This is a genomic window from Streptacidiphilus alkalitolerans (assembly GCF_042511045.1).
GTDB lineage: Bacteria > Actinomycetota > Actinomycetes > Streptomycetales > Streptomycetaceae > Streptacidiphilus > Streptacidiphilus alkalitolerans.
Genome location: NZ_JBHEZX010000002.1, coordinates 248,612 through 268,026, shown reverse-complemented (window position 1 = coordinate 268,026; position 19,415 = coordinate 248,612). Strand labels below are relative to the sequence as shown.

Annotated in this window: 17 protein-coding genes; 12 read left to right on the top strand and 5 right to left on the bottom strand. The window is 68.4% G+C overall.

Annotation, left to right across the window (positions count from 1 at the left end; translation table 11 throughout):
* The first annotated feature begins 232 nt into the window (after nucleotides 1–232).
* A complete protein-coding gene (locus ACEZDG_RS04995; RefSeq protein ID WP_380502841.1) occupies nucleotides 233–961 on the top strand; it encodes a glycoside hydrolase family 16 protein in 729 nt (242 codons plus the stop codon).
* 81 nt (nucleotides 962–1,042) lie between these two features.
* Here ACEZDG_RS04995 and ACEZDG_RS04990 read toward each other — a convergent pair whose 3' ends face one another.
* A complete protein-coding gene (locus ACEZDG_RS04990) occupies nucleotides 1,043–2,101 on the bottom strand; it encodes a LacI family DNA-binding transcriptional regulator (RefSeq protein ID WP_380502838.1) in 1,059 nt (352 codons plus the stop codon).
* Between the two features lie 341 nt (nucleotides 2,102–2,442).
* On the opposite strand from ACEZDG_RS04990, the gene ACEZDG_RS04985 reads away from it, so the two are divergent.
* Complete coding sequence (locus ACEZDG_RS04985; RefSeq protein WP_380502835.1) at nucleotides 2,443–3,825, top strand: glycoside hydrolase family 6 protein; 1,383 nt, start codon at nucleotides 2,443–2,445, stop codon at nucleotides 3,823–3,825.
* 13 nt (nucleotides 3,826–3,838) lie between these two features.
* Here the strand turns inward: ACEZDG_RS04985 and ACEZDG_RS04980 are convergent, their stop codons facing one another.
* The 3 genes from ACEZDG_RS04980 to ACEZDG_RS04970 form a co-directional block, all read right to left on the bottom strand.
* Entirely contained in the window at nucleotides 3,839–4,888 is a 1,050-nt protein-coding gene (locus ACEZDG_RS04980; protein WP_380502832.1) for a sigma-70 family RNA polymerase sigma factor, read from the bottom strand.
* Nucleotides 4,889–4,977: 89 nt separating this feature from the next.
* A complete protein-coding gene (locus ACEZDG_RS04975) occupies nucleotides 4,978–5,565 on the bottom strand; it encodes a TIGR03086 family metal-binding protein (RefSeq protein WP_380502830.1) in 588 nt (195 codons plus the stop codon).
* Between the two features lie 116 nt (nucleotides 5,566–5,681).
* Entirely contained in the window at nucleotides 5,682–6,872 is a 1,191-nt protein-coding gene (locus ACEZDG_RS04970; protein WP_380502827.1) for an FAD-dependent oxidoreductase, read from the bottom strand.
* Nucleotides 6,873–7,203: 331 nt separating this feature from the next.
* Here ACEZDG_RS04970 and ACEZDG_RS04965 point away from each other — a divergent pair, with 331 nt between their 5' ends.
* The 10 genes from ACEZDG_RS04965 to ACEZDG_RS04920 all read left to right on the top strand — a co-directional run bounded on the left by ACEZDG_RS04965 (nucleotide 7,204) and on the right by ACEZDG_RS04920 (nucleotide 18,369).
* Nucleotides 7,204–10,245, top strand: a complete 3,042-nt coding sequence (locus ACEZDG_RS04965) for an alpha-L-rhamnosidase-related protein (RefSeq protein WP_380502824.1) — start codon at nucleotides 7,204–7,206, stop codon at nucleotides 10,243–10,245.
* 153 nt (nucleotides 10,246–10,398) lie between these two features.
* A complete protein-coding gene (locus ACEZDG_RS04960) occupies nucleotides 10,399–11,010 on the top strand; it encodes a TetR/AcrR family transcriptional regulator (protein ID WP_380502821.1) in 612 nt (203 codons plus the stop codon).
* A gap of 82 nt (nucleotides 11,011–11,092) precedes the next feature.
* Nucleotides 11,093–12,034 (top strand): SDR family NAD(P)-dependent oxidoreductase, encoded by a 942-nt coding sequence (locus ACEZDG_RS04955; RefSeq protein ID WP_380502817.1) that lies wholly within the window; start codon nucleotides 11,093–11,095, stop codon nucleotides 12,032–12,034.
* Between the two features lie 122 nt (nucleotides 12,035–12,156).
* Nucleotides 12,157–12,879 (top strand): MerR family transcriptional regulator, encoded by a 723-nt coding sequence (locus ACEZDG_RS04950; protein ID WP_380503834.1) that lies wholly within the window; start codon nucleotides 12,157–12,159, stop codon nucleotides 12,877–12,879.
* Between the two features lie 225 nt (nucleotides 12,880–13,104).
* Nucleotides 13,105–13,446: a ferrous iron transport protein A gene (locus ACEZDG_RS04945; protein ID WP_380502814.1), complete on the top strand. Its 342-nt coding sequence runs from the start codon at nucleotides 13,105–13,107 to the stop codon at nucleotides 13,444–13,446.
* Nucleotides 13,447–13,726: 280 nt separating this feature from the next.
* Complete coding sequence (locus tag ACEZDG_RS04940; RefSeq protein ID WP_380502811.1) at nucleotides 13,727–14,293, top strand: hypothetical protein; 567 nt, start codon at nucleotides 13,727–13,729, stop codon at nucleotides 14,291–14,293.
* 113 nt (nucleotides 14,294–14,406) lie between these two features.
* Entirely contained in the window at nucleotides 14,407–14,700 is a 294-nt protein-coding gene (locus ACEZDG_RS04935; RefSeq protein ID WP_380502808.1) for a hypothetical protein, read from the top strand.
* 276 nt (nucleotides 14,701–14,976) lie between these two features.
* A complete protein-coding gene (locus ACEZDG_RS04930) occupies nucleotides 14,977–15,201 on the top strand; it encodes a hypothetical protein (protein ID WP_380502805.1) in 225 nt (74 codons plus the stop codon).
* A 247-nt stretch (nucleotides 15,202–15,448) separates the two neighbouring features.
* Nucleotides 15,449–16,132, top strand: a complete 684-nt coding sequence (locus ACEZDG_RS04925) for a hypothetical protein (protein ID WP_380502802.1) — start codon at nucleotides 15,449–15,451, stop codon at nucleotides 16,130–16,132.
* The gene (locus tag ACEZDG_RS04920; RefSeq protein ID WP_380502799.1) at nucleotides 16,117–18,369 is read left to right on the top strand and encodes a hypothetical protein; all 2,253 of its coding nucleotides are present in this window, start codon (nucleotides 16,117–16,119) and stop codon (nucleotides 18,367–18,369) included. The genes ACEZDG_RS04925 and ACEZDG_RS04920 overlap by 16 nt, the downstream gene beginning before the upstream one ends.
* A gap of 145 nt (nucleotides 18,370–18,514) precedes the next feature.
* On the opposite strand, the gene ACEZDG_RS04915 is transcribed toward ACEZDG_RS04920, so the two are convergent.
* Nucleotides 18,515–19,330 carry an alpha/beta hydrolase family protein gene (locus tag ACEZDG_RS04915; protein ID WP_380502796.1) on the bottom strand — a complete coding sequence of 272 codons (816 nt, stop codon included), beginning with the start codon at nucleotides 19,328–19,330 and terminating at the stop codon, nucleotides 18,515–18,517.
* Nucleotides 19,331–19,415 lie beyond the last annotated feature (85 nt).

The following is a 19,415-nucleotide window of genomic DNA, read 5'->3' as shown; positions in this document are numbered from 1 at the left end:
GTGCACTTAATCATCATAGGAATATGGATGCGCTTCCAGGTTCCGGCACGCCGCTGCGCTCGCAGCAGGTGTTGCCGCCACGTGATGCCTGGATGCGCAGACGACGCATCGCATGCAGCCGGCCGGAAGCGCTTCCGGTTGGCCCGTCAGACCACCCTTGACCGTCCGTCCGTCCGTCGGACGGTCGCGGTGCAGCCTGAACCACCCTTCGGCTCAAGCATCGGGAGGCCCTGTGATCCTCACCCGCCCCAAACCGACCCGGCTTCTGATAGCAGTACTGGCTGCGTGCCTGCTGCTCTCGCTGACGGCGATCCCCGCCCACGCCAGTTCCTGGGGCGCTGCCCAGACGGTCAACTCCTGGAACGTCATCAGCGGCAGGTGGACGGCCAACAACGAGCTGGAAACCTACTCCTCGGACTGCGTCTGGTACGAGGGCAGCACGCTGATCATCAAGACCTACAACGCCGGCGGCGGCGTGTACAAGTCCGGACGCGTGGAGTCCAAGGCGCTCTACGGCTACGGCACCTACCGCTTCACCGCGAACATGCCCAACGGCAAGGGCCTGCTGCCCGCGGTGTGGGGCGCCTACCTGAACCCATGGCTTCCCGAGATGGACGCTGCCGAGATCGTCGGCTCCAACCCGAACACCGTCTACCAGACCTTCCACGACCCGAGCAACGCCCAGACCCAGTGGTCGCTGAACAACTCCGGCGGCTGGACCAACACCTTCCACACCTACTCGTTCACCTGGTGGCCCGACCACATCGACTTCAGCGTGGACGGAGTCTTCACCGGCACCAAGTGGTACACCACCGCCCCTGGTGTCGGCATCCACTTCATCGTCGACACCGCGGTCGGCGGCAACTGGCCGGGTAACCCGGACTCATCCACCTGGGCCACCGCCGACGGAGCGCGATACCTGAAGGTCTCCGCCATCACCTACACCCCGTACTACCCGTGACGCGCCGGGGGCGCCCGAGCGGCGGGCGCCCCCGCGTGCAGGATCACCAGCAGGCCGCAGGCCGCAGGCAGCTCGCTGTCGTCAGGCCGATGCCGATGCCGATGCCGATGTCGGCGACGCCCCCTCCGCGGGGGCCGACTCCCGGACCGTGAGACGGGTCGGCAGGATCAGCGGGCTCGGGTCCTGGCCCTCGATCGCGGCTACGAGCATGCGGGCCATTTCCTGTCCCAGGGCCCGCACGGGCTGGTGAACGGTGGTGAGCGGAGGTGTCGAGTACCGGGCACTGGCCAGGTCGTTGAAGCCGACCACGGCGACATCCTCGGGGGTACGCCTGCCGTGCTGCCGCAGCACCCTCAGCGCCCCGATGGCCATGCTGTCCGACGCCGCGAAGACGGCGTCGAGATCCGGGTGGGCACTGAGCAGCCGCTCCATGGCCACGGTCCCGCCCTCCTCGGTGAAATCGCCTGCCTCGACGGTGAGGGTGGGCAGCCCGGCCAGGGTCAGGCCCTCGCTGTAGCCGAGTTGGCGGGCGACCGAGACGCGGGTGTCGGTCTGACCGGTGATCATCGCGATCCGCCGACGACCGCCGCGCACAAGGTGCTCGACAGCCAGTCGGGCACCGCCCCGGTTGTCGACGTCGACGTACCAACGCGGTTCCCCCTTGAGCGGGAGCCCGCCGAAGACGACCGGCAGGTCGGCTTCCTCGGCCAGGCGGCCGAGCGGATCGTCGCCGCGCAGTGCCATCAGCATGACCCCGTCGGCCCGCCGGGAGCGCAGGAGGCGCTGAAGCCGCTCCTTGCCGCGCACGGTGTTGGCCAGCAGCAGGATCAACTCGAAGTCGCTCTGCTCAAGTCCGGCGCTGACGCCCACGGTGACCTCGGCGAAGAACGGGTCGGCGAACAGCCCCGGCTCATCGCTCGACACCGCCAGCACCACCGCGCCCACCCTGCTCGTGGCCAGGGCGCGGGCTGAGGGGTTGGGGACGAAGCCGAGCTCCTTCACCGCCCGTGCGACGGCCTCCCGCTTGGCGCGGCTGACATTCGGGGTGTTGTTGATCGCGCGGGATGCCGCGGTCCGCGAGACACCAGCGCGTGCGGCCACCTCGTCCAGAGTCGGCGGACGCTTGGGCGATGGCTCCATGAAACTGCTGCTCCCTCGGGCTCTGCAGGCGGACAGCGCCATGATCCCACGTGCCCGGGGCCGCATATCCCCAGGTGCTGCATCAGGCCCGGACCACGATGGCGGACGAGGCCAACGGAAGCGCTTCCATCTTCCATAGGGCCCTCTGTCGCAGCCTACTTCAAGCCGGGCGGGGAAAAGTGCAGCTGTTGAATCCATTGACACGCTCGCACCTCTGGACCAATCATCCTTCACGCGGAGCAACTTGCATAGAACAGGAAGCGCTTCCAGTTCTTCCAGTTCACCCCGGCCACGCAGTGCGGCGGCCGAATACCCGTCCCCACCTTGACCGAAGGACTCCCGTGCGATCTCGCCTCTGCCGATCCCTCGTCCTCACGGGCGCGCTCACGCTGACGCTCGTCAGCGCCGCCGGCGTCAGTACCGCCAGCGCCAGCGCCATCGGAGGTGCCACCGCGCCGCGCCCCGCGCAGGCCTCCCACGTCCTGCCGAGCAACACGCGGTTCTTCGTGCCGCCGCCCGCCGACGGTTCGCTCAGCCAGATCGCCGGGCTGCTCAAGTCCCATGACATCAAGGACGCCGGGCTGCTCGCCGCGATGGAAACGGTCCCCTCCGCGGTCTGGCTCACCGGCGGCACCCCGGCCCAGGTCGCCAAGCAGGTCCGGACCACCCTGGCCGAGGCCGCGCTGGAGCGGACCGTGCCGGTGTTTGTGGTCTACGACATACCGGGACGCGACTGCTCCGAGTACTCCGCCGGCGGAGCGGCGGACCAGGCCGCGTACGGAACCTGGGTCGACGCCGTGGCCAAGGCCGTCGGCGGTACCCGCGCCGTGCTGCTGGTCGAGCCGGACGCGCTGGGCAACATGCCGTCCGACTGCAACCTGCCGACCAGCTCCTACCCCTACACCGACGCCCAGCGCACAGCGGAGGTCGACTACGCGGTGACCTCGCTGGAGCGCGATGCGAACACCTCCGTCTACCTGGACGGAACCAACTCCCACTGGCAGGCGGTCGGCAACATCTCCTCGCGGCTGCTGCAGGCAGGCGTGCAGCGGGCTCAGGGCTTCTTCCTCAACGTCTCCAACTTCCAGACCGACGCCGCGTCCCAGGACTACGGGTCCTGGATCTCCAGCTGCATCGCCATGATCAGCGACCCGTCCAACTGGGCCTACAACCGCCCCGACTACTGCGCCAGCCAGTACTACCCCGCCACCTTCTCCGACTTCAGCACCTGGAGCCAGACCACGGCCTGGTACGCGCAGAACATGGCCGGTGCCGTGGCGACCACCCACTACGTGATCGACACCAGCCGCAACGGGCTGGGTCAGAACACCATGCAGGGCTACACCAAGGCCCCCTACAACCAGAGCGAGGCCACCGCCACCGCCCTGGAGCTCGGGGCCTGGTGCAACCCGACCGAAGCCGGCCTCGGCGCGCGCCCGACCGCCAGGACCGGGGTCCCGCTGCTCGACGCCGACCTGTGGGTCAAGACGCCCGGCCAGTCCGACGGCCAGTGCGACGCGGCCGGTGGCGTGCGCACCTGGGACTACTCGGCCTACACCCAGCCCGGTTGGCCGCAGGACGCCGCCGGCCAGAACCTGTTCGACCCGCTCTGGGGGCGTGTCGACCCGGCGGCCGGAGCGTGGTTCCCGGCCCAGGCCCTGTCCCTGGCCCAGAACGCCAATCCCGCCCTGGGCCTCAACCTCCTTGCGGGGCAGGGACGCTGACCGTCGAGCCGGGTCAAGAGGGCGGGGCCGCTGGGCTGCCGCTCCGGCCCGGCAGCGTCAGCGTCAGCGGGAAGCCGAAGGCGGGGACCAGGCCCGGGTCGCCGAACGAGACCACGCCGACGACTCCGGCAGGGCGAACGGTGAGCACCACGACGCCGTAGGCGCGGTGGACGCCGTCCTGCTCCCGGCGGTAGCCGATGGCGGCGGGCTGCCCGTTGGCGCTGGTCGGCAGCATGCGCCAGTCGCCGGGAGCCCCGAGGACATGCGTCCCGAGGAAGGGCAGGCAGGTGGCACGACCGGCGAACCAGGTCCGCAACGGCGTGGCCTCCAGCGTGACCTGCTCGCAGAGCAGCTTCTCGAGCAGCTGGGTGTCGGCGTTCTGGAACGCGTCGATGTACTGGTCCAGCATCGCGCGGGCCGCCGGTTCGGCGATCCCGAGGAACCCGGAACCCTCGGGCCCGGAGTCGGCGGCCCCGTCGAGCTGCCGGAGTCTGGCCCGGGCGCGTTGGAGCGTGCTCTTCACCGCCTCGGTGGTGGTGTCGAGCATCGTGGCGACCTCGGCCGCCGGGAACGCCAGCACGTCCCGGAGGATCAGTACGGCGCGCTGCCGCGCCGGGAGGTACTGCCAGCAGGCGACGAGCGCCAGACGCAGGCTCTCGCGCTCGACGACGATGCTCGCCGGGTCCTCGGAACCGGGCGTCACCAGCGCGTCGGGAAGCGGCTGCAGCCAGGCAGTGTCCGCCTCGGCCGGCTGCTGGGCGGCCCCGGTGTCCGACTCCGGACCACCGAGGCCGCACGGCAGAACCCGTCTGCTGTGGTGCTCCAAGGCCGTCAGGCAGGCGTTGGTGGCGATGCGGTAGAGCCAGGTGCGGATCGACGACCGGCCCTCGAACGCGGAGTAGCCGCGCCAGGCCCGCAGATAGGTCTCCTGCACCAGGTCCTCGGCGTCCTGTACCGAGCCGAGCAGCCGGTAGCAGTGCGCCAGCAGCTCCCGCCGGTACGGCTCGGTCTCCCCGGCGAATGTCCCGTCGTCCGACAACACGGCTCCCTGCCTCGTCCTCATGTCCGTACCGATCCCGTTCCCGATCCCCGTGCCCGCCGTCCCGAGCAAGGACGCGCCAGCCGGGGCCTGCCCGTTCCTCGGCGGCCGGTTCAGACCCGGCGGCCGAGGAACGCGGCCAGCCGGTCGGCCGGGCCGGCGCCGGGCGGAGCCGGGAGCTCGGGTCCGAACTGGGCCTCGCCGTCCGCTCCACGGTAGGACTCGGTGACCGTGTCCCGGCTCCGCTCGAGAAACACCTCCGCGAGTTCGGGATCCAGGTCGGTGGGCAGTCCGATCGCCCGGGCGAGATCCCATCCGTGCGTGAACTGGTCGTTCGCGACCAGGCCCAGCAGCGCGGCGCCGGAGAACTCGCCGAACGGAAGCTGGAAGGTCGACCGAAGCGGACCTTCGGCGCCGAAGGCGGCGAGCGTGACGCGGGCGCACTCGTCGTAGCCCGCCAGCAGGTCACCGGAGGCCAGGTCCGCCCCGGTGCTCTCGCCGCCCGCGCCGACGACCGCCGCCGCCCAGTAGGCGGAGCCGACCATGTGGTCGATCACCCCGCGCACATCCCATGAGGCGCACGGCGTGGGGTCGCCCAGCTGCTCGGGACCGACTTTGGCCAGGACGGACCGGGTACTGGCGAACGCACGATCGAGCTGGTCGAGCTGGTCGAGCTGACTGAGACTGAGGGAAAGGTTCACGGTGTCGCCTCCGCGGGTGGTGTCGACCCGATCGGTCGACCGGGGTCCTCTCCTGTGCAGACTCATCGCGCCGCCCAAAGGAATCGGTCCCGGCGCGGACACTCCACCGTCGTGCCTCAGGGGCTGGTCGGCATGCCGGTGAAGAAGTCGAGGAGCGCGCGCGGGGAGTCGTCGGCGAAGCACAGGTCCAGGCCCGCGGCGGAGGCCTCGGCCGCGGCCCGGGCGCGGGGGAACATCGCCGCCTCGTACTGGGCCAGGGCGGTCTGTGCCTGGTTGGTCTGTGCCTGGCCGGTGTTGATGCCGTGCTCGACCAGGGCCAGGGCGAGTTCGGTGGCGTCGAGCATGGCCAGGTTGGCGCCCTCGCCCGCGTAGGGTGACATGACGTGGGCCGCGTCCCCGAGCAGCGTGACGCCGGGGCTGGGCTCCCAGCGGTGGCCGATGGGCAGAGCGAAGATCAGGCGGGGGACGATGCCCTGGTCGCAGTGGCGGATCAGGTCGGTCAACTCCGCACTCCAGTCGCCGAACTCCTTGAGCAGGGCGTTGCGTGCCGCGTCGGTGTCGGACCAGTCGACGCCGCTCGCGGTGATCCAGTCCTGCGGGACCCGCAGTGAGGCGCCGAGGTGGATGTTCTGGCCGCCGTGGCCCATCAGCGCCTTGTTGTCGGACAGGGCGAACAGGATGCCCGGGCCCACCACCGCGGCGGCGTCCGGGTGCCTCGTAGGTGCGTCGGACAGCCGCAGTTCGAGGTAGGAGATCCCGCAGTACTGCGGGACGGCGCCGGACAGCAGCGGCCGGATCCTGGACCAGGTGCCGTCCGCGCCGATCAGCAGGTCCACCGTGGTGGCGGTGCCGTTGGCGAAGGCCAGTTCGTGCCGGCCGTCCTCGAGCGCCCGTGCGGCGGTGACCTTGTGGTTCCAGACGACGGTGCCGGGGGCCAGGGAGGAGAGCAGCAGGTCGCGCAGGGCGGTCCGGTCGATCTCGGGCCGGCCTGCGCCGCCGCCCTCGCCGGGGGCCTGGTCGATGAAGACGGTGCCGGTCTTGTCCAGGACCCGCATGGTCTCGCCCTGAGGGTGCGTCAGCTGCTGGAACTGCTCGAAGAGTCCCGCTGTGCGCAGGGCGTGCTGGCCGGACTCCTCGTGCAGGTCCAGCGAGCCGCCCTGGGTGCGGGAGTCGGCGGCGGCGTCGGCCTCGTAGACGGTGCAGGCGATGCCGTGGACCTGCAGGATCCGGGCGGCGACCAGGCCGCCGAGGCCGGCGCCGACGATGGCGATGGCGATGGCTGTGGAGGGGGTTGCGGGGGAGTGCATGGAGGAGGCTCCTGTTCGCTGGGTGCGGGGATCCGTGCCGGGGTTGCCTCCACGGTAAAGCAGAACCATGCTGAAAGCATAATGTTCTACTTTCAGAGCCGATCAGGTTCGGGTGTGACGATGTCTTGTCATCCGTGCGCGGCCCGTGGTTGAGTGAACGAGTGGACTGAATCGATTCAGCTTGCATGGCCGCCGACGCTCCACGCCTTCGCGGGACGCGGCCCGCACGGTTCCTGCGCGCCCTCCTTCCACCCTGGAGTCGATCATGATCCCTGACCGGCGAGCCCGTTGGCGGCGCATCGCAGCCGTTGCCCTGGGCGGTGCTCTCGGATTGGCCGCCTGGGTACCGGCCGCGTTGGCCGCCGCGCCGGGTGCCGCTGCCGTCGCCGTGCCGGCCGCATTAGGCACGTCCGCCGTCCCGTCCGCCGCCGCGGTGGCCGGGACGCCGTGGCCGGCGGCACCCGACTGGCAGAGCTACGTCCAGACGCCGGCGAGCGCGACGGTCTGCCCGGCCTCGGTGCTGAGCACCTCCGGCACCGTCAGCGGGGCGCAGAACCTGGTGTGCGGGGGATCGGGCACCGCGACCCTGTCGCTGGTGTCCGGCGGTGCCGCCCCGTCCATCGTGTTGGACTACGGCCGGAACGTCGGTGGTGTGCCCTACTTCAGCGTCCAGTCCGAGTCCGGCTCGCCGACGCTGCAGGCCGGGTACAGCCAGTCCAAGGGGTACCTGACCCCGACCGGCGACGCCGCCACCCCGTGGGCGGAGGGTGACCCGGCCCGCCACGACGCGTACCCGGTCTCCGCCCCGGGCACCATCACCGCCCGCTACGTGCAGGGCGGCGAGCGCTACGAGGAGATCACCCTCACCTCCCCGGGCACCGTCACCCTCGGCGCAGCCGGCCTGAACTACATCGCCGACCGCACCGGCGCGGACGGGTACCAGGGCTACTTCGTGTCCAGCTCGGACCAGTTCAACAAGATCTGGTACGACGGCGCCTACACCGACCAGCTCGACTCCGCCCCCGCCGGTTCGCTGCCGGGCAACTGGACGGTCACCGGCGGTGTGCTGGACGACTTCGGCGGCAGCGTCGGCCTGCTCAAGCAGGGCAGCCTCTGGGGCGACTACACGACCACGTTCGACACGAGGATCATCGCCAACCAGGCAGGGTGGGTTGTCCGCGGCCAGGACGCGAACAACGGCTATGTGTTCATCCTGAACGCCGCCGGCGACACCGCGGGCACTCCGAACACCCTGCAGGAACTGGACCTGCACAACGGGCAGTACACCAGTGTCGGCAGCGCGCCCCTGCCGGCGAGCCTGGCGCCGAACACCTGGCACACCGTCACCACGACCGTGTCCGGAAGCGCGCTGACGGTCTCCCTGGACAACCAGAGGATCGCTACGCTCGACAGCGGCTCCTTCCCGTCCGGCGCCGGCGCCTACCCGGTCGGCACGGTGGGCCTGCGCGAGTTCAACGGCGAGGAAGCGCAGTTCCGCAACCTGACCGTGGTCGGCTCCTCCGGCGCCACCGTCTACAGCAACCCCCTGAGCAGCAGCTCGGCGCTGGCGGACTTCAACGTCCCGGGCAGCAACGCGCTGCCCTCGATCCTCGACGGCGCGGCCCGGGACCGCGCCATCTGGAGCGGGGACCTGAACGTCGAGGGCCCCGCCACCTACTACTCCACCGGTGACAGCGCCTACCTCAAGGGTGCGTTGCAACTGCTGGGCAGCTACCAGCTCTCCCGAGGGTCGGTGGCCGGCGCGCTGCCGCCCGGGACGTCCCTGAACACCAGCGGGCCCCTGTCCGGCAGCACCGGCAGCTACTCCGCGTCGTACTCCGTCTACTGGGTGCTCGCCCTGTCGTCCTACTACCTCTACACCGGCGACACCGCGTTCATCCAGCAGGAATGGCCCACCGTCCAGAGCGAACTCGCCTGGAACGCCTCCCAGGTGGACGGCAACGGGCTGCTCAACACACCCAGCGCCGACGGGGCCGACTGGGACTTCTACGACGGCAACAAGTCCGGCGAGGTCACCGAGTACAACGTCCTCTACTACCAGGCGCTGCTCGACGGCGCCCAACTCGCAAGCGGGGCGGGCCAGAGCGCCCAGGCCGCCGCGTACACCCAGCAGGCCGCCGCGCTGAAGTCGGCCATCAACGCCCACCTGTTCAACACCGGCACCGGCCTCTACCTCATCAGCAACACCCAGACCACCGGCGTCGCGCAGGACGCCAACGCCCTGGCCGTCCTGGACGGGGTCGCGCCCGCGGCCAACCGGGCCGCGATTCTGGCCTCGCTCAAGAGCAAGCTCTGGACGAGCCCCTACGGTCCGCTGCCCTTCTCCTCCGACACCGGCAACAAGGCGGCGATCAGCCCGTTCGTCAGCGGCTACGAACTCCAGGCGCGGCTGGCGAACAACGACACCGCCGACGCCGAGCAGCTGCTCTCCACCGTCTGGGGCCACATGATCGCCCCGGGCGACTACGCGGGCAGCACCATGTGGGAGGACGTCTCGGCCGCCGACGGCACGCCCGGTCTCGGGAACAGCACCAGCCTGGCGCACGGCTGGTCCACCGCGCCGACCAGCGCCCTGTCGGGCTATGTGCTGGGCATCCAGCCCGCGTCCCCGGGATACGCCACCTGGTCGGTGCAGCCCCACCCCGGCGACCTGGCCTGGGCCGAGGGCCAGGCCCCGACACCCCATGGCGCGGTCAAGGTGTCCTGGGCCGCGCAGAGCGGGGACGGCCAGTTCTCGATGAGCCTGACCGCGCCCGCCGGCACCAGCGGCACGGTCGCGGTTCCCACCGGCGGGGCCGCCAACCCGGTCGTCGCGGTCAACGGCCAGGTCGTCTGGAGCAACGGCGCCTTCACCGCGGCCGGCGGCATCGGCGGCGCCCACAGCGACGGCGCCTACGTCTACCTCACCGGGGTCCAGGCGGGCAGCTACACGGTCGCGGCGAATCCCGGCGGCACGCCACCGGCCGGCTACACCCAGTGCGCCCAGCAGAACGGGACCTGCACGTTCACCGGCACCCAGTCGGTGGCCTACGGCGCCGACGGCATCTACAGCTACCGCACCGTCACCGGCGGTACCGGCGGCACTGGTTGCGACGACGCGACGCTCGGCGACCCGGACTTCGGCTTCGTCAAGTCCTGCTACACCGGACCCGTGGTCAACGGGCCCGCAGGATCGACCTTCTGCGGCCCGGAGAACGGCCTCTGCGCGTTCAGCGGGACCCGCACGGTCGCCTACGGGGCGGGTGCGACCTTCACCACGAAGTCGCTCAGCGGGGGGACCCCCTGCACCAATGCCGTGTTCGGCGACCCCGTGCCCGGCACCGTCAAGTCCTGCTTCCTGGTCGCGGGCTGAGCACCGTCTCTCCGGCCTCCTTCGGTTCCGGTGTCCCGCCCGGGCAGTGGTGCGGGCGGGACACCTGGTTGATGCGGGGGCTGGGGGGCGTCCGTGCCGGGTCTCCTTGTCGATGAAGTTGAGCGACTAGTCACTCTTCTATAGAGTGGGGGCATGCCCAGACCACGAAGTGAGGACCGCCGCCTCGCGATCCTGTCGGCGGCCACCCGCGTCATCGCCTCCCAGGGGATCGGGGCGGCGTCCACGGCAGTGATCGCGAAGGAGGCGGCCGTCTCCAACGGTTCGCTGTTCGTGTACTTCGATACGAAGGCGCGGCTGCTGAACGAGCTGTTCGTCGCGCTCAAGACCGAGATGGCCGAAGCGGCGATGGCCGGCCTTCCGCCGCAGAGCGGACCTCGCGAGCAGGTGCGCCACATGTGGACGCACTGGGCGCGCTGGGCGACCGGCAACCCCGCCAAGCGGCGGGCCCTGGCCCAGCTCCAGGTCGCGGACGACATCACCGCCGAGAGCCACCAGCAGGTGGGCCTCGCCTCGGTCGCAATCGCCGAACTGCTCGAACGAGCACGGGTCGGCGGCCCCATGGAGGAGGTGCCGCTCGGCTTCGCCCTCATCCTGGCCAACGCCCTGGCGGAGGCCGCGATCGACGAGATGATCCGCGACCCCGAGCGGGCCCAGGCCAACGCCGACACCGCCTTCGAAGCCCTCTGGCGCGTCCTGGCCGGCACGGCCCCGTCGTCCGACGCCGCCTCGCCGACCGACGCCTGAGCCTGGACAACCACCGCGACCACTTGACTATTCGATCGCTCGACCACGCGACCATGCGACCATGCGACAAGGACTCATCATCATGACTACCCAGCCCCGCAAGGCATGGATCATCACCGGGCCGACGTCCGGCATCGGCCACCGCACCGCCCTGGAGCTGGTCGCGCACGGCACCCTCGTGCTCGTCGGCCGCAGCCCGGCCAAGCTCAAGGAGGTCGAGGCGGAGATCAACGCCCGGCCCGAGGGCCACGCCGTCTCGGTCGTCTGCGACTTCTCCGACCTGGCCGACGTTCAGCGCGCGGCCGAAGAGATCACCGCACTCGGTCTGCCGATCGCGGGTCTGCTCAACAACGCGGGCATCATGCCCATCGGCACCGACCGTACCGCCCAGGGATGGGACCTGGCCTTCACCACCAACCACCTCGGCCCGTTCGCCTTCACCCAGGCCCTGATCCCGCACCTGCCCGACGGCGCCAACGTCGTCTTCACCTGCTCGGCGGTGGAAGACCCCGAACGCAAGCCCGCCGTCATGGCCGGGTTCCGCGGCGCACGCTACCTCTCCGCCGAAGACAGCCTGCACGGCCGCTGGCAGCCCGGGGGCTCGACCAGGCCCGGCCTCGACGCCTACGCCACCTCCAAGCAGGCCAACCTCGCCGCCGTCCTGGCTTTCGCACGCGAGACGCCCAGGCTGCGCTTCAACGCCGTCGAGCCCGGCTTCAGTCCCGGCACCGGGCTCAGCCGCGACGCCAACGCGGTCCTGAAGCTGCTGGCGACCTACGTCTTCGGCCCGCTGGCACCGCTGATGCCCGGCGGCAGCACGCCCAAGCGCGCTGCCCGCATGATCACCCGCGTGCTGACCGAGGAAGCCGACAGCACCGGCGTCTACCACGACGAGAAGGGCAACTCGATGCTCGGCTCCACTCAGGTGCGCGACACCGCGTTCCAGGACCGCGTCGTCGCCGAGACCCGCGCCCTGCTCACCAGGCTCGCCCAGGACGCTCCCCACTCCGGATCAGAAGCGTGACCGGTCTGTCAGTGACGCCAACTGCCTGACACCTACTGCCGACTCCGTCCCGAACCGGTGCGACGAGGTCGCTGCTTGACCTTCGAGTCCAGTGAAGGGTTTACCGTGCTCGCGTGAGCACGATGCGTATCTCCCAGCTGGCCGAGCGAGCTGGCGTTCCCGTGACGACCTTGCGGTTCTACGAGACTGCCGGTCTCCTGTCGGCTGAACGAACCCCCGCTGGCTATCGCATGTACGGCGAAGATGCGGTGGAGCGGCTTGCCTTCATCGCTGCCGCCAAGCACCTGGGCCTTCCGCTGGAGGAGATCGTCGAGGTGCTGAGTGTGCGGGAGGCGGGGGACTGTGCTGACGTGAAGGCCGATCTGCAGCCGCGCATCGACGCCCGCCTACGGGAGGCCCAGCGCCGGATCGGGGAACTGCACGCCTTCACCGCGTCGTTGCGGCAGGCCTCGCAACACCTGGACGTGATGCCGGACCGGTCCGGGCCCTGCGATCCGCAGTGCCCGGCCCTCGGCAAGCAACACCCGACCCATGAGAGCCTCCAGCAGCGGCCACAACCTGCGCCCGTCGCCTGCTCATTGTCGTCCGACAGCCTCGGCGAACGGACCCGCAGGTGGCACGAACTCCTGGACGGCGCCCGACGCACGACGATCCCCAACGGACTGCTGCTGGACCTCCCCGCGACCCTGGCCGGGGAGGTCGCCGCGCTGGCCGCGGCCGAGCAGCAGTGCTGCCCCTTCTTCGACTTCCGTCTGCGCCTGCGCGCACCGACCCTCTACCTCGAAGTCCGCGCACCCTCGGATGCCGCAACGCTCCTGAACGACCTCTTCGGCACACCAGCCTGAGGTGACGCTTGAAACGTGGCCGGGTCGATGTCCGGCGTATGGAGATGGCGGATCGCGACTGTCACGCGTTTCATACACACAGCATGACCGATCGACAACAACGCAGGGGCCAGCCCGACACCCAACCGAGGCCTACAGCGATCGTGAAGCACAGGATCAAAGACAGGTACTGAGCTTGCCGTTTAACTTGTGGGGCCCTGCGGGGTTGAACGGGAGGATGGGCGTATGACCTCCACATTCCTTCCTGATCCAGCGGGCGCACGGGATCGTGAAGCAGTCGAGCACATTCTTGGTCACCCTCTCGACCAGGAATGGTCGGTCGACGTGTGGGCTCCGGGCAGTCGGGTCAGGGTGTTGCGCGACGCAGAGTGGGACGGGCCGTGGCAGCGCGAGTTCCTCGGTACGATCGATGGTCGCGGCGCCTCCGAGCCTGTCCGGCATCCCCACGCACATAGCGGGGAGCTGGCGTACTGGGTCAGCTTCGATGAACCGCAGTACGACGCCGCCGGAGACGGTCCCTACCGCAAGGCCCAGATCTGGGACCGCTACCTGCAATCCGAGGCATAGACCAGGCGGTGCCCCCGCCGTATCGCCCACATGGGGGCTCGCCGGACGCTGGGGCGGCCTTCGTATGATCCTGAACTCGGCTACGAGGAGCAGGGTTCGAGGCGGAGGCCGCATGGCGTCGAATATCTGGTTCCCCTGTCAGCGGGCGAAGTAGGCGTAGACGGTTAGCCGGCGCAGGTAGGCGATAGGGAGGATGTCAGGGAATCCGCGGTCCTCCGGGGTGCGTAGGATTTAGGCGTCCCACCCACCGCTCCCACGTTCTCCCCGAGGTGTCACCCGCGTGGCCACTTCCTTGCAGGATCGCCCACGATTTGCCGTGCTTTCCTCTCTGCTGTCCGCCCCCGAGGAAGTGACGGCGCTGGAGCTGTGGGACATCGGCGAGCAGGAGAACGCGATCGTTGGCCTGGTCGACACGCTTCTGCATGAGCGTGTGCGGCTGACGGAACGATCCCGTGTTCAGCTGGCTGTGCTCGCGGAGACGTGGGGAGTATGGGATTCGGTCGGCGATCGGATTGGGGAGTGTGAGGCCGCTGATGAAGAGAATCCACCATGGTGGCTTGTCCGTCCCGGTCGAGCGGAGATGATCGGTGGCGAACTCGTTCGTGAGATCGAACAGGGCCATGTGTTGCATGGGCTCGAACTCGTGGTCTGGTTGGAGTGCGGCCAGTGCGATGACGTCCTGGTCCGTGCTTACCCCCGTGGGCCATGGGGGCCGTCGTTCCTGGCGTCGCTGTATGCGGTGGTCCATCCAACGTGGCGCGGCAGTGCGGAGTCCCCTTCGCTTCCCGAAACGTCGGTGTTTCCTACGGCCGAGGAGGCGCTTGGAGCCCTCAACGCCTGCCGGTAGGAAAAATCTGATGGCTGGGTGATGCGGTGGTCAGGCCGGCACCGACCGGGCATTTTGATGTCGTCTGACGTTGTCGCGGGTGCTGTTGCGTTGGGCGGGCTAGGCTCGGGGGCGTGTCGGTGGATGACTTGCTGAGCCGGGCCGTGGTGGTGTTCGTGACGCGCGAGCCCTATGGCTACCCGCATCTGGATCCCGAGGGTCTCGAAAGGGAGTTCGGGGATGCCGCTGGAGAGCTTCGGCCGCGGCTGGAGGCGCTGGCGGCGGAGATGATGGCACTGCCGTTCGTGGACAGCGACCTGTGGGTCGGGACGCGGGCGGCAGAGGTGATCATGAGCAGTCGGCATCCGGAGCTTGGCCCAGATGCGATTGCCGCTCTCGGCTTCTACTACAGCTACAACTGGCGCTGACGCATCGGGGCCCCTGCAGGGCATTTCGGGTTGGGGGCCTCGTGACGGTCGCCTGGACTTGTGATCAATTGACCTCCAGGGTCAGGCGCTGACGTTGGATGATATTCAAGCGAGCCGCTGGGAACATCTCACCCATTCCCCCCTGTCTCGCGACCACGCGTCCTGACCTCTCACCTTGGTCGACAACTTCCCCACGGTCGCCGGCCGGGTCGGTCCCTGCGCAAGCGCTCCGAGGTCCCTGCTCAGCAACAAGGGATACGATAGCCCGTTCGCCAGGTGTTACGTTACCGCGGCATCCTGCCCGTCATCTCCCGACGCGGCCTCCCCGACATCCACGGCCTGGACAAACTCCGTTACGTTGTCGAGCAGACCTTGGCCCTCCTGCACCAATTCAAACGCCTCGCCGTCGGCTGGGAACGCCGACTCGACCTACACAACGTCTTCGTTGCACTTGGCTGCACACTCATCTGCCGGCGACGCCTCAAGATGGCCACCGCATGATCATGTTGCGAGCCTTACGCACAGCCGATCAATCGGAAGGTGCTTTCTCGCAGGTGAGTTGGCAAAAAGATCAAGGTGACGATTTGTCAATCCTCGCCTTATCGATCTGCCCTCCGCTGTAGGGTCGAACTCCGCACAGCCCCAATCCAGGGTGGGAGTGTCAGTGCCGCTGTTTCGTCAGAGAAACCCAGTCCCGAGTCAGCCGCCACCACCACGGAGGCTTCAGGAGAACACTCCGTCGCCGATCATGAATATCCTCGGACGCGAGCTCAACAGCGCGCTTCCGCAGGAAATGATCACGGGAATATGTTCTCAGGTAGCGACGAATGCGCCGATGACAGCGAATCACGAGAGGCTGCGCGCCGGCCGTGCACTCGACTGGCTCGCCCGATCGTGGGTGCCGCACTGGTCGCTTCTCATACCGGACGTCGGGGAGCAGGTAGCTTCGTCCCTGGTCGGACTCCCTCCAGTCCATGACCTCCAGACGGCGGAGGCGGCGGGAAATCTTATCGGGACGCTGTCTGGCAGTGCAGACAATGCAGAGAGGTTCGTGGCGGCCAACTACAAGGACGATAATTTCTACGAACGTACTGCCGTCAAGGTCGCACGTCAGGCATCGTCGAAAGCCATCGTCGCCTCGGCTGGAGCCGCAGTCGCCGACGCGGCGGCATCAGTCCTCCTCGACGAGTATCTGGCAGCGCAGATCGACGTGGCCCTGGAAGGTGTGACCGCGCTGACTCTGACCTGCAGTCTCGATAGCGTCTGGCCTTATATCGTGAACTGGGCGAACGGCCCGGGAGACTTCGACGCCAAGCAGATATCTATCGGCAATCTCGCCCCGTATGCTGCAGAGAAGGCCCTCGATCCGACGATAGAGGCTCTCCAGCAAGAAGTGTGCGGGCTCTACGTCGAACTATGTCGGCTGGCCTGACGACGCTGAGCACTCCTTTACTGATCCGTGACGGCTACGCTGAGGAAGCCACCATGACAGGTATTCCAGTCGGAGAATCCGAGCTGACCCCCGTCATGCCCGGTGAGGGCACCGTCCCGGAATGGGTGATCGAAGCCCGGGAGGATCCCAACGGGCTCGCGGCGCTAATAGCCGGTCAGTACTTGGACCTCTATCGGCGACTCGAAAAGATGCACGAACAGCTCGCGTATCTCAGGAGTGCGGATGCTGCTGTTCGTGCCGACATGGCCCGGCGGGTACTTGGATCATCATCCGCAGCAGCGCTGCGCGCTGCGCAGGTCCCCCTGGAAGGCATCAATACGGCCATTCAGCAAGGGATCAGAGCGGGCCGGTGGAGTGTGTCGCGACTGGACCGCACCGAGAGCCGCTCACCGGAGATCGACCGGGCCTTCAGCGAGGCGGCGGCAGGCTGGCAACGGGCACTGGAAGCCGCGATCTCCACATTCGAGGAATCGGTGCGGGGGGCGCAGGCGGCATTCGACGGCTACGAGCCGTACGCCGATCGCCTGCGGCCAGGCGATGATTCCTATCTCGCACCGTTCGCGTTCCCGCAGGACTCATACATCGGCGACAACCTGGCCGCAGACCCGGCCTTTGCCGACATGGGACGGACGCCCTCTCGCTGGCTCATGCGGCTCAACGTACTGCCGCACCGTCCGTGGGCCAGTCTCCCCAAGATCGACGTGTGCAACACCAACTTGGTTTTCGTACCGGACGGTTCGAACTTGTCCTATACGAAGGCGACTGCGGCGGCGCAGGCGATCGTCGCAGACCAGATGTCGAGGACCGCACCAAACCGGCTCAGAATTACCTGGATCGATGCCCTTCACAACGGTCGAAGCGCCGGAGCGTTTCTCCGCCTGGCCGAGAGCGACTCGCACATCATTGACGGCCAGGTGTGGTCGGATCCCGGCAGAATCGAAGCAGCCCTACTGCGCGTGGTCGACCGGATAGCCGCCATCGAACGCACCTGTCTGAAGAACGAGTTCAACAACCTGAGCGCCTACAACGCCCAGCACGGTGTTGCACCGGAGGCTCACCAGGTCGTTGTCGTGGCCGGATATCCAGTCGGATTTCGGGAGTCCTCGGCGCAACTGTTGAGACAGATCTCCAACAGCAGCACCCGGGCAGGGATCAGTCTGATCATCATCATGGACACGTCGATGTCGCCGATCCTCGGGATGGCCGAAGAGGTCGCGCCGTCGTACGCACGGCTCATCGATGGGCCGGGCCCAGTCAACGGCCCCGCCTGGTGGTCGCTGGCAGTCTTGCCAGTCGGAGAGTTCATTGTGGGCCATGCTGGCCAGTCGTACGCTCGCGTGGTCACTATTCCGCAGGATGAGTCCACTTGGGTTCCCTGCGAGCTGCAGACCATCGACGAGGCCATTCAGGCCTCCATCATCAATGACTACGCCCGGGCGTCGCTCCTACTGGCCCAGTCAGGCCTGAGTCCGCGCGAGCTGGACGTCAAGAGGAACGATCCCACTGCTCGAACGGTGTCCCTGCGCAGTGCGATGATCAGTTGGCTGCGCGAGCAGGAGGCAGCGAACCAGAACCCGCCTGGCTGGGACGGCTTCGTCGGGTCCGGTGCGGTGCAGCGTACCGGCATTACCTATACCTCCGCTGAGATCGCGAAGCAGGCGTCGTATCTCTGCGACGTGGGGTACATCGTCGCCGGGGCGGGTTCCCCGGATGCGATCGGCACATCGTTCCCGCGCCTCACCTCGAAAGGCGAAGACATGGCAATGTCGGGCAGCTCGAGCGCCGAAGACTTCGCGGTGAACTCAGCCAGGAGTGGTGCCGGCACGACCAACAACTACAGCGCCCCGGTATTCCACGGCAACATGAATGGGGCTCAGATAGCCTGGGGCAACCATGATGTGTCGCAAAGTCAGACACGCCTGGAGCAGGTAGCTCCCGGGTTCGAAGCGCTAGCGGAAGCAGTGACGCGAACACTCGCACAGTTGCCCCAGTTCGGCCTCCCCGCCGAGGAATGCGAGGACGTGTCGGCGAGTGCCAACGAGATCCTCGTCGAGGTTGTGTCCTCCTCACCAGATCGAGGCAAGATCCGCCGGGCTCTCGCAGCACTGCGAGGGCTCCTTCAGCCAGTCGCCGTACAGGCCGCGCTGGGTGCTGGTGACGGTTCCCACGATCTTGCGAAGGCAGCCCTTGACCATCTGCAGAGCGTGATCTTCTGAGCTTCGTTCCGCGGCGTGGCCAGCGGATGGATGTGCAACCCAGTGTGACAAGGGCGTCGTGAAGGTCGAGTCGGCGTTCCCAGCGGAGGTCTGCGCTGTCGTACCCCTGCGCTCACATCATCACGAACGGCTCATCGGGTTTGGGTCAGCGGGGGGTGTGGCTGTTGGCTTTGACGGGTGGGGCGGGGGCCTGATGGGTCGTCGGCTCGTGGATGTACTGGTCGGCCCAGGCGCTGATGATGTGGGCGGCTCGCTGTGCCTGTCCTCGGGCGGTCAGGAGGTGGTCCGCCCCTTCGAGTGAGATGAAGCTCTTCGGATGGCGTGCCTCGCGGAAGATCTCTCCGGCGTTGGCGATGTCGACCGTGTCGTCGGTCGGGGAGTGCATCACGAGCAGCGGCAGGTCCAGCTCACGGATCCGGTCGCGCAGGCGGGCCTCGCGCACGTCGTTGACGAAGGCCCGCTTGAGGACCAGGGTCCTGCCGCCGACGAACCACTCGTGCGAGCCCTCGCTGAGGACGCGGTCCACGACCGCGTCGTACTGTCGCTCGACGTGGCTGGGGTCGGAGGGCGCCCCGATCGTGGCGACCGCGCGGACGCCGGACGCCTCGGCCGCCGCGGCGATGGCGGCTGCGCCGCCCCAGGAGTGACCCACCAGCAGATCCGCCGGTGTTCCCCGCCCGGCCATCAGAGCGGCTGCGCGCAGGGTGTCCTGGACTTTGACGGTGAAGGAGCCGTCTCCCCAGTCACCGTCGGAGTCGCCGATGCCCAGGTTGTCGTAGCGCAGCATGCCGATCCCCTCGCGTGCCAGCTGCTTGCTGACACGCGAGGCGGCCGGAGAGTGCCTGCCGAGGGTGAATCCGTGCACGAAGACACCCCAGCCCCGGATCTCGCCCTCCGGCAGGTCGATCGACCCGGCCAGCTCGGGGCCGACGACGCTCTTGAATCTCACTTCTTCGGGCACGTTGTGATCACTCCGGTGGAACTGTTGGCTGGGTGCGGGGGTGCGGGGGTGCGGGGGTGCGGGGGTGCGGGGGTGCGGGGGTGCG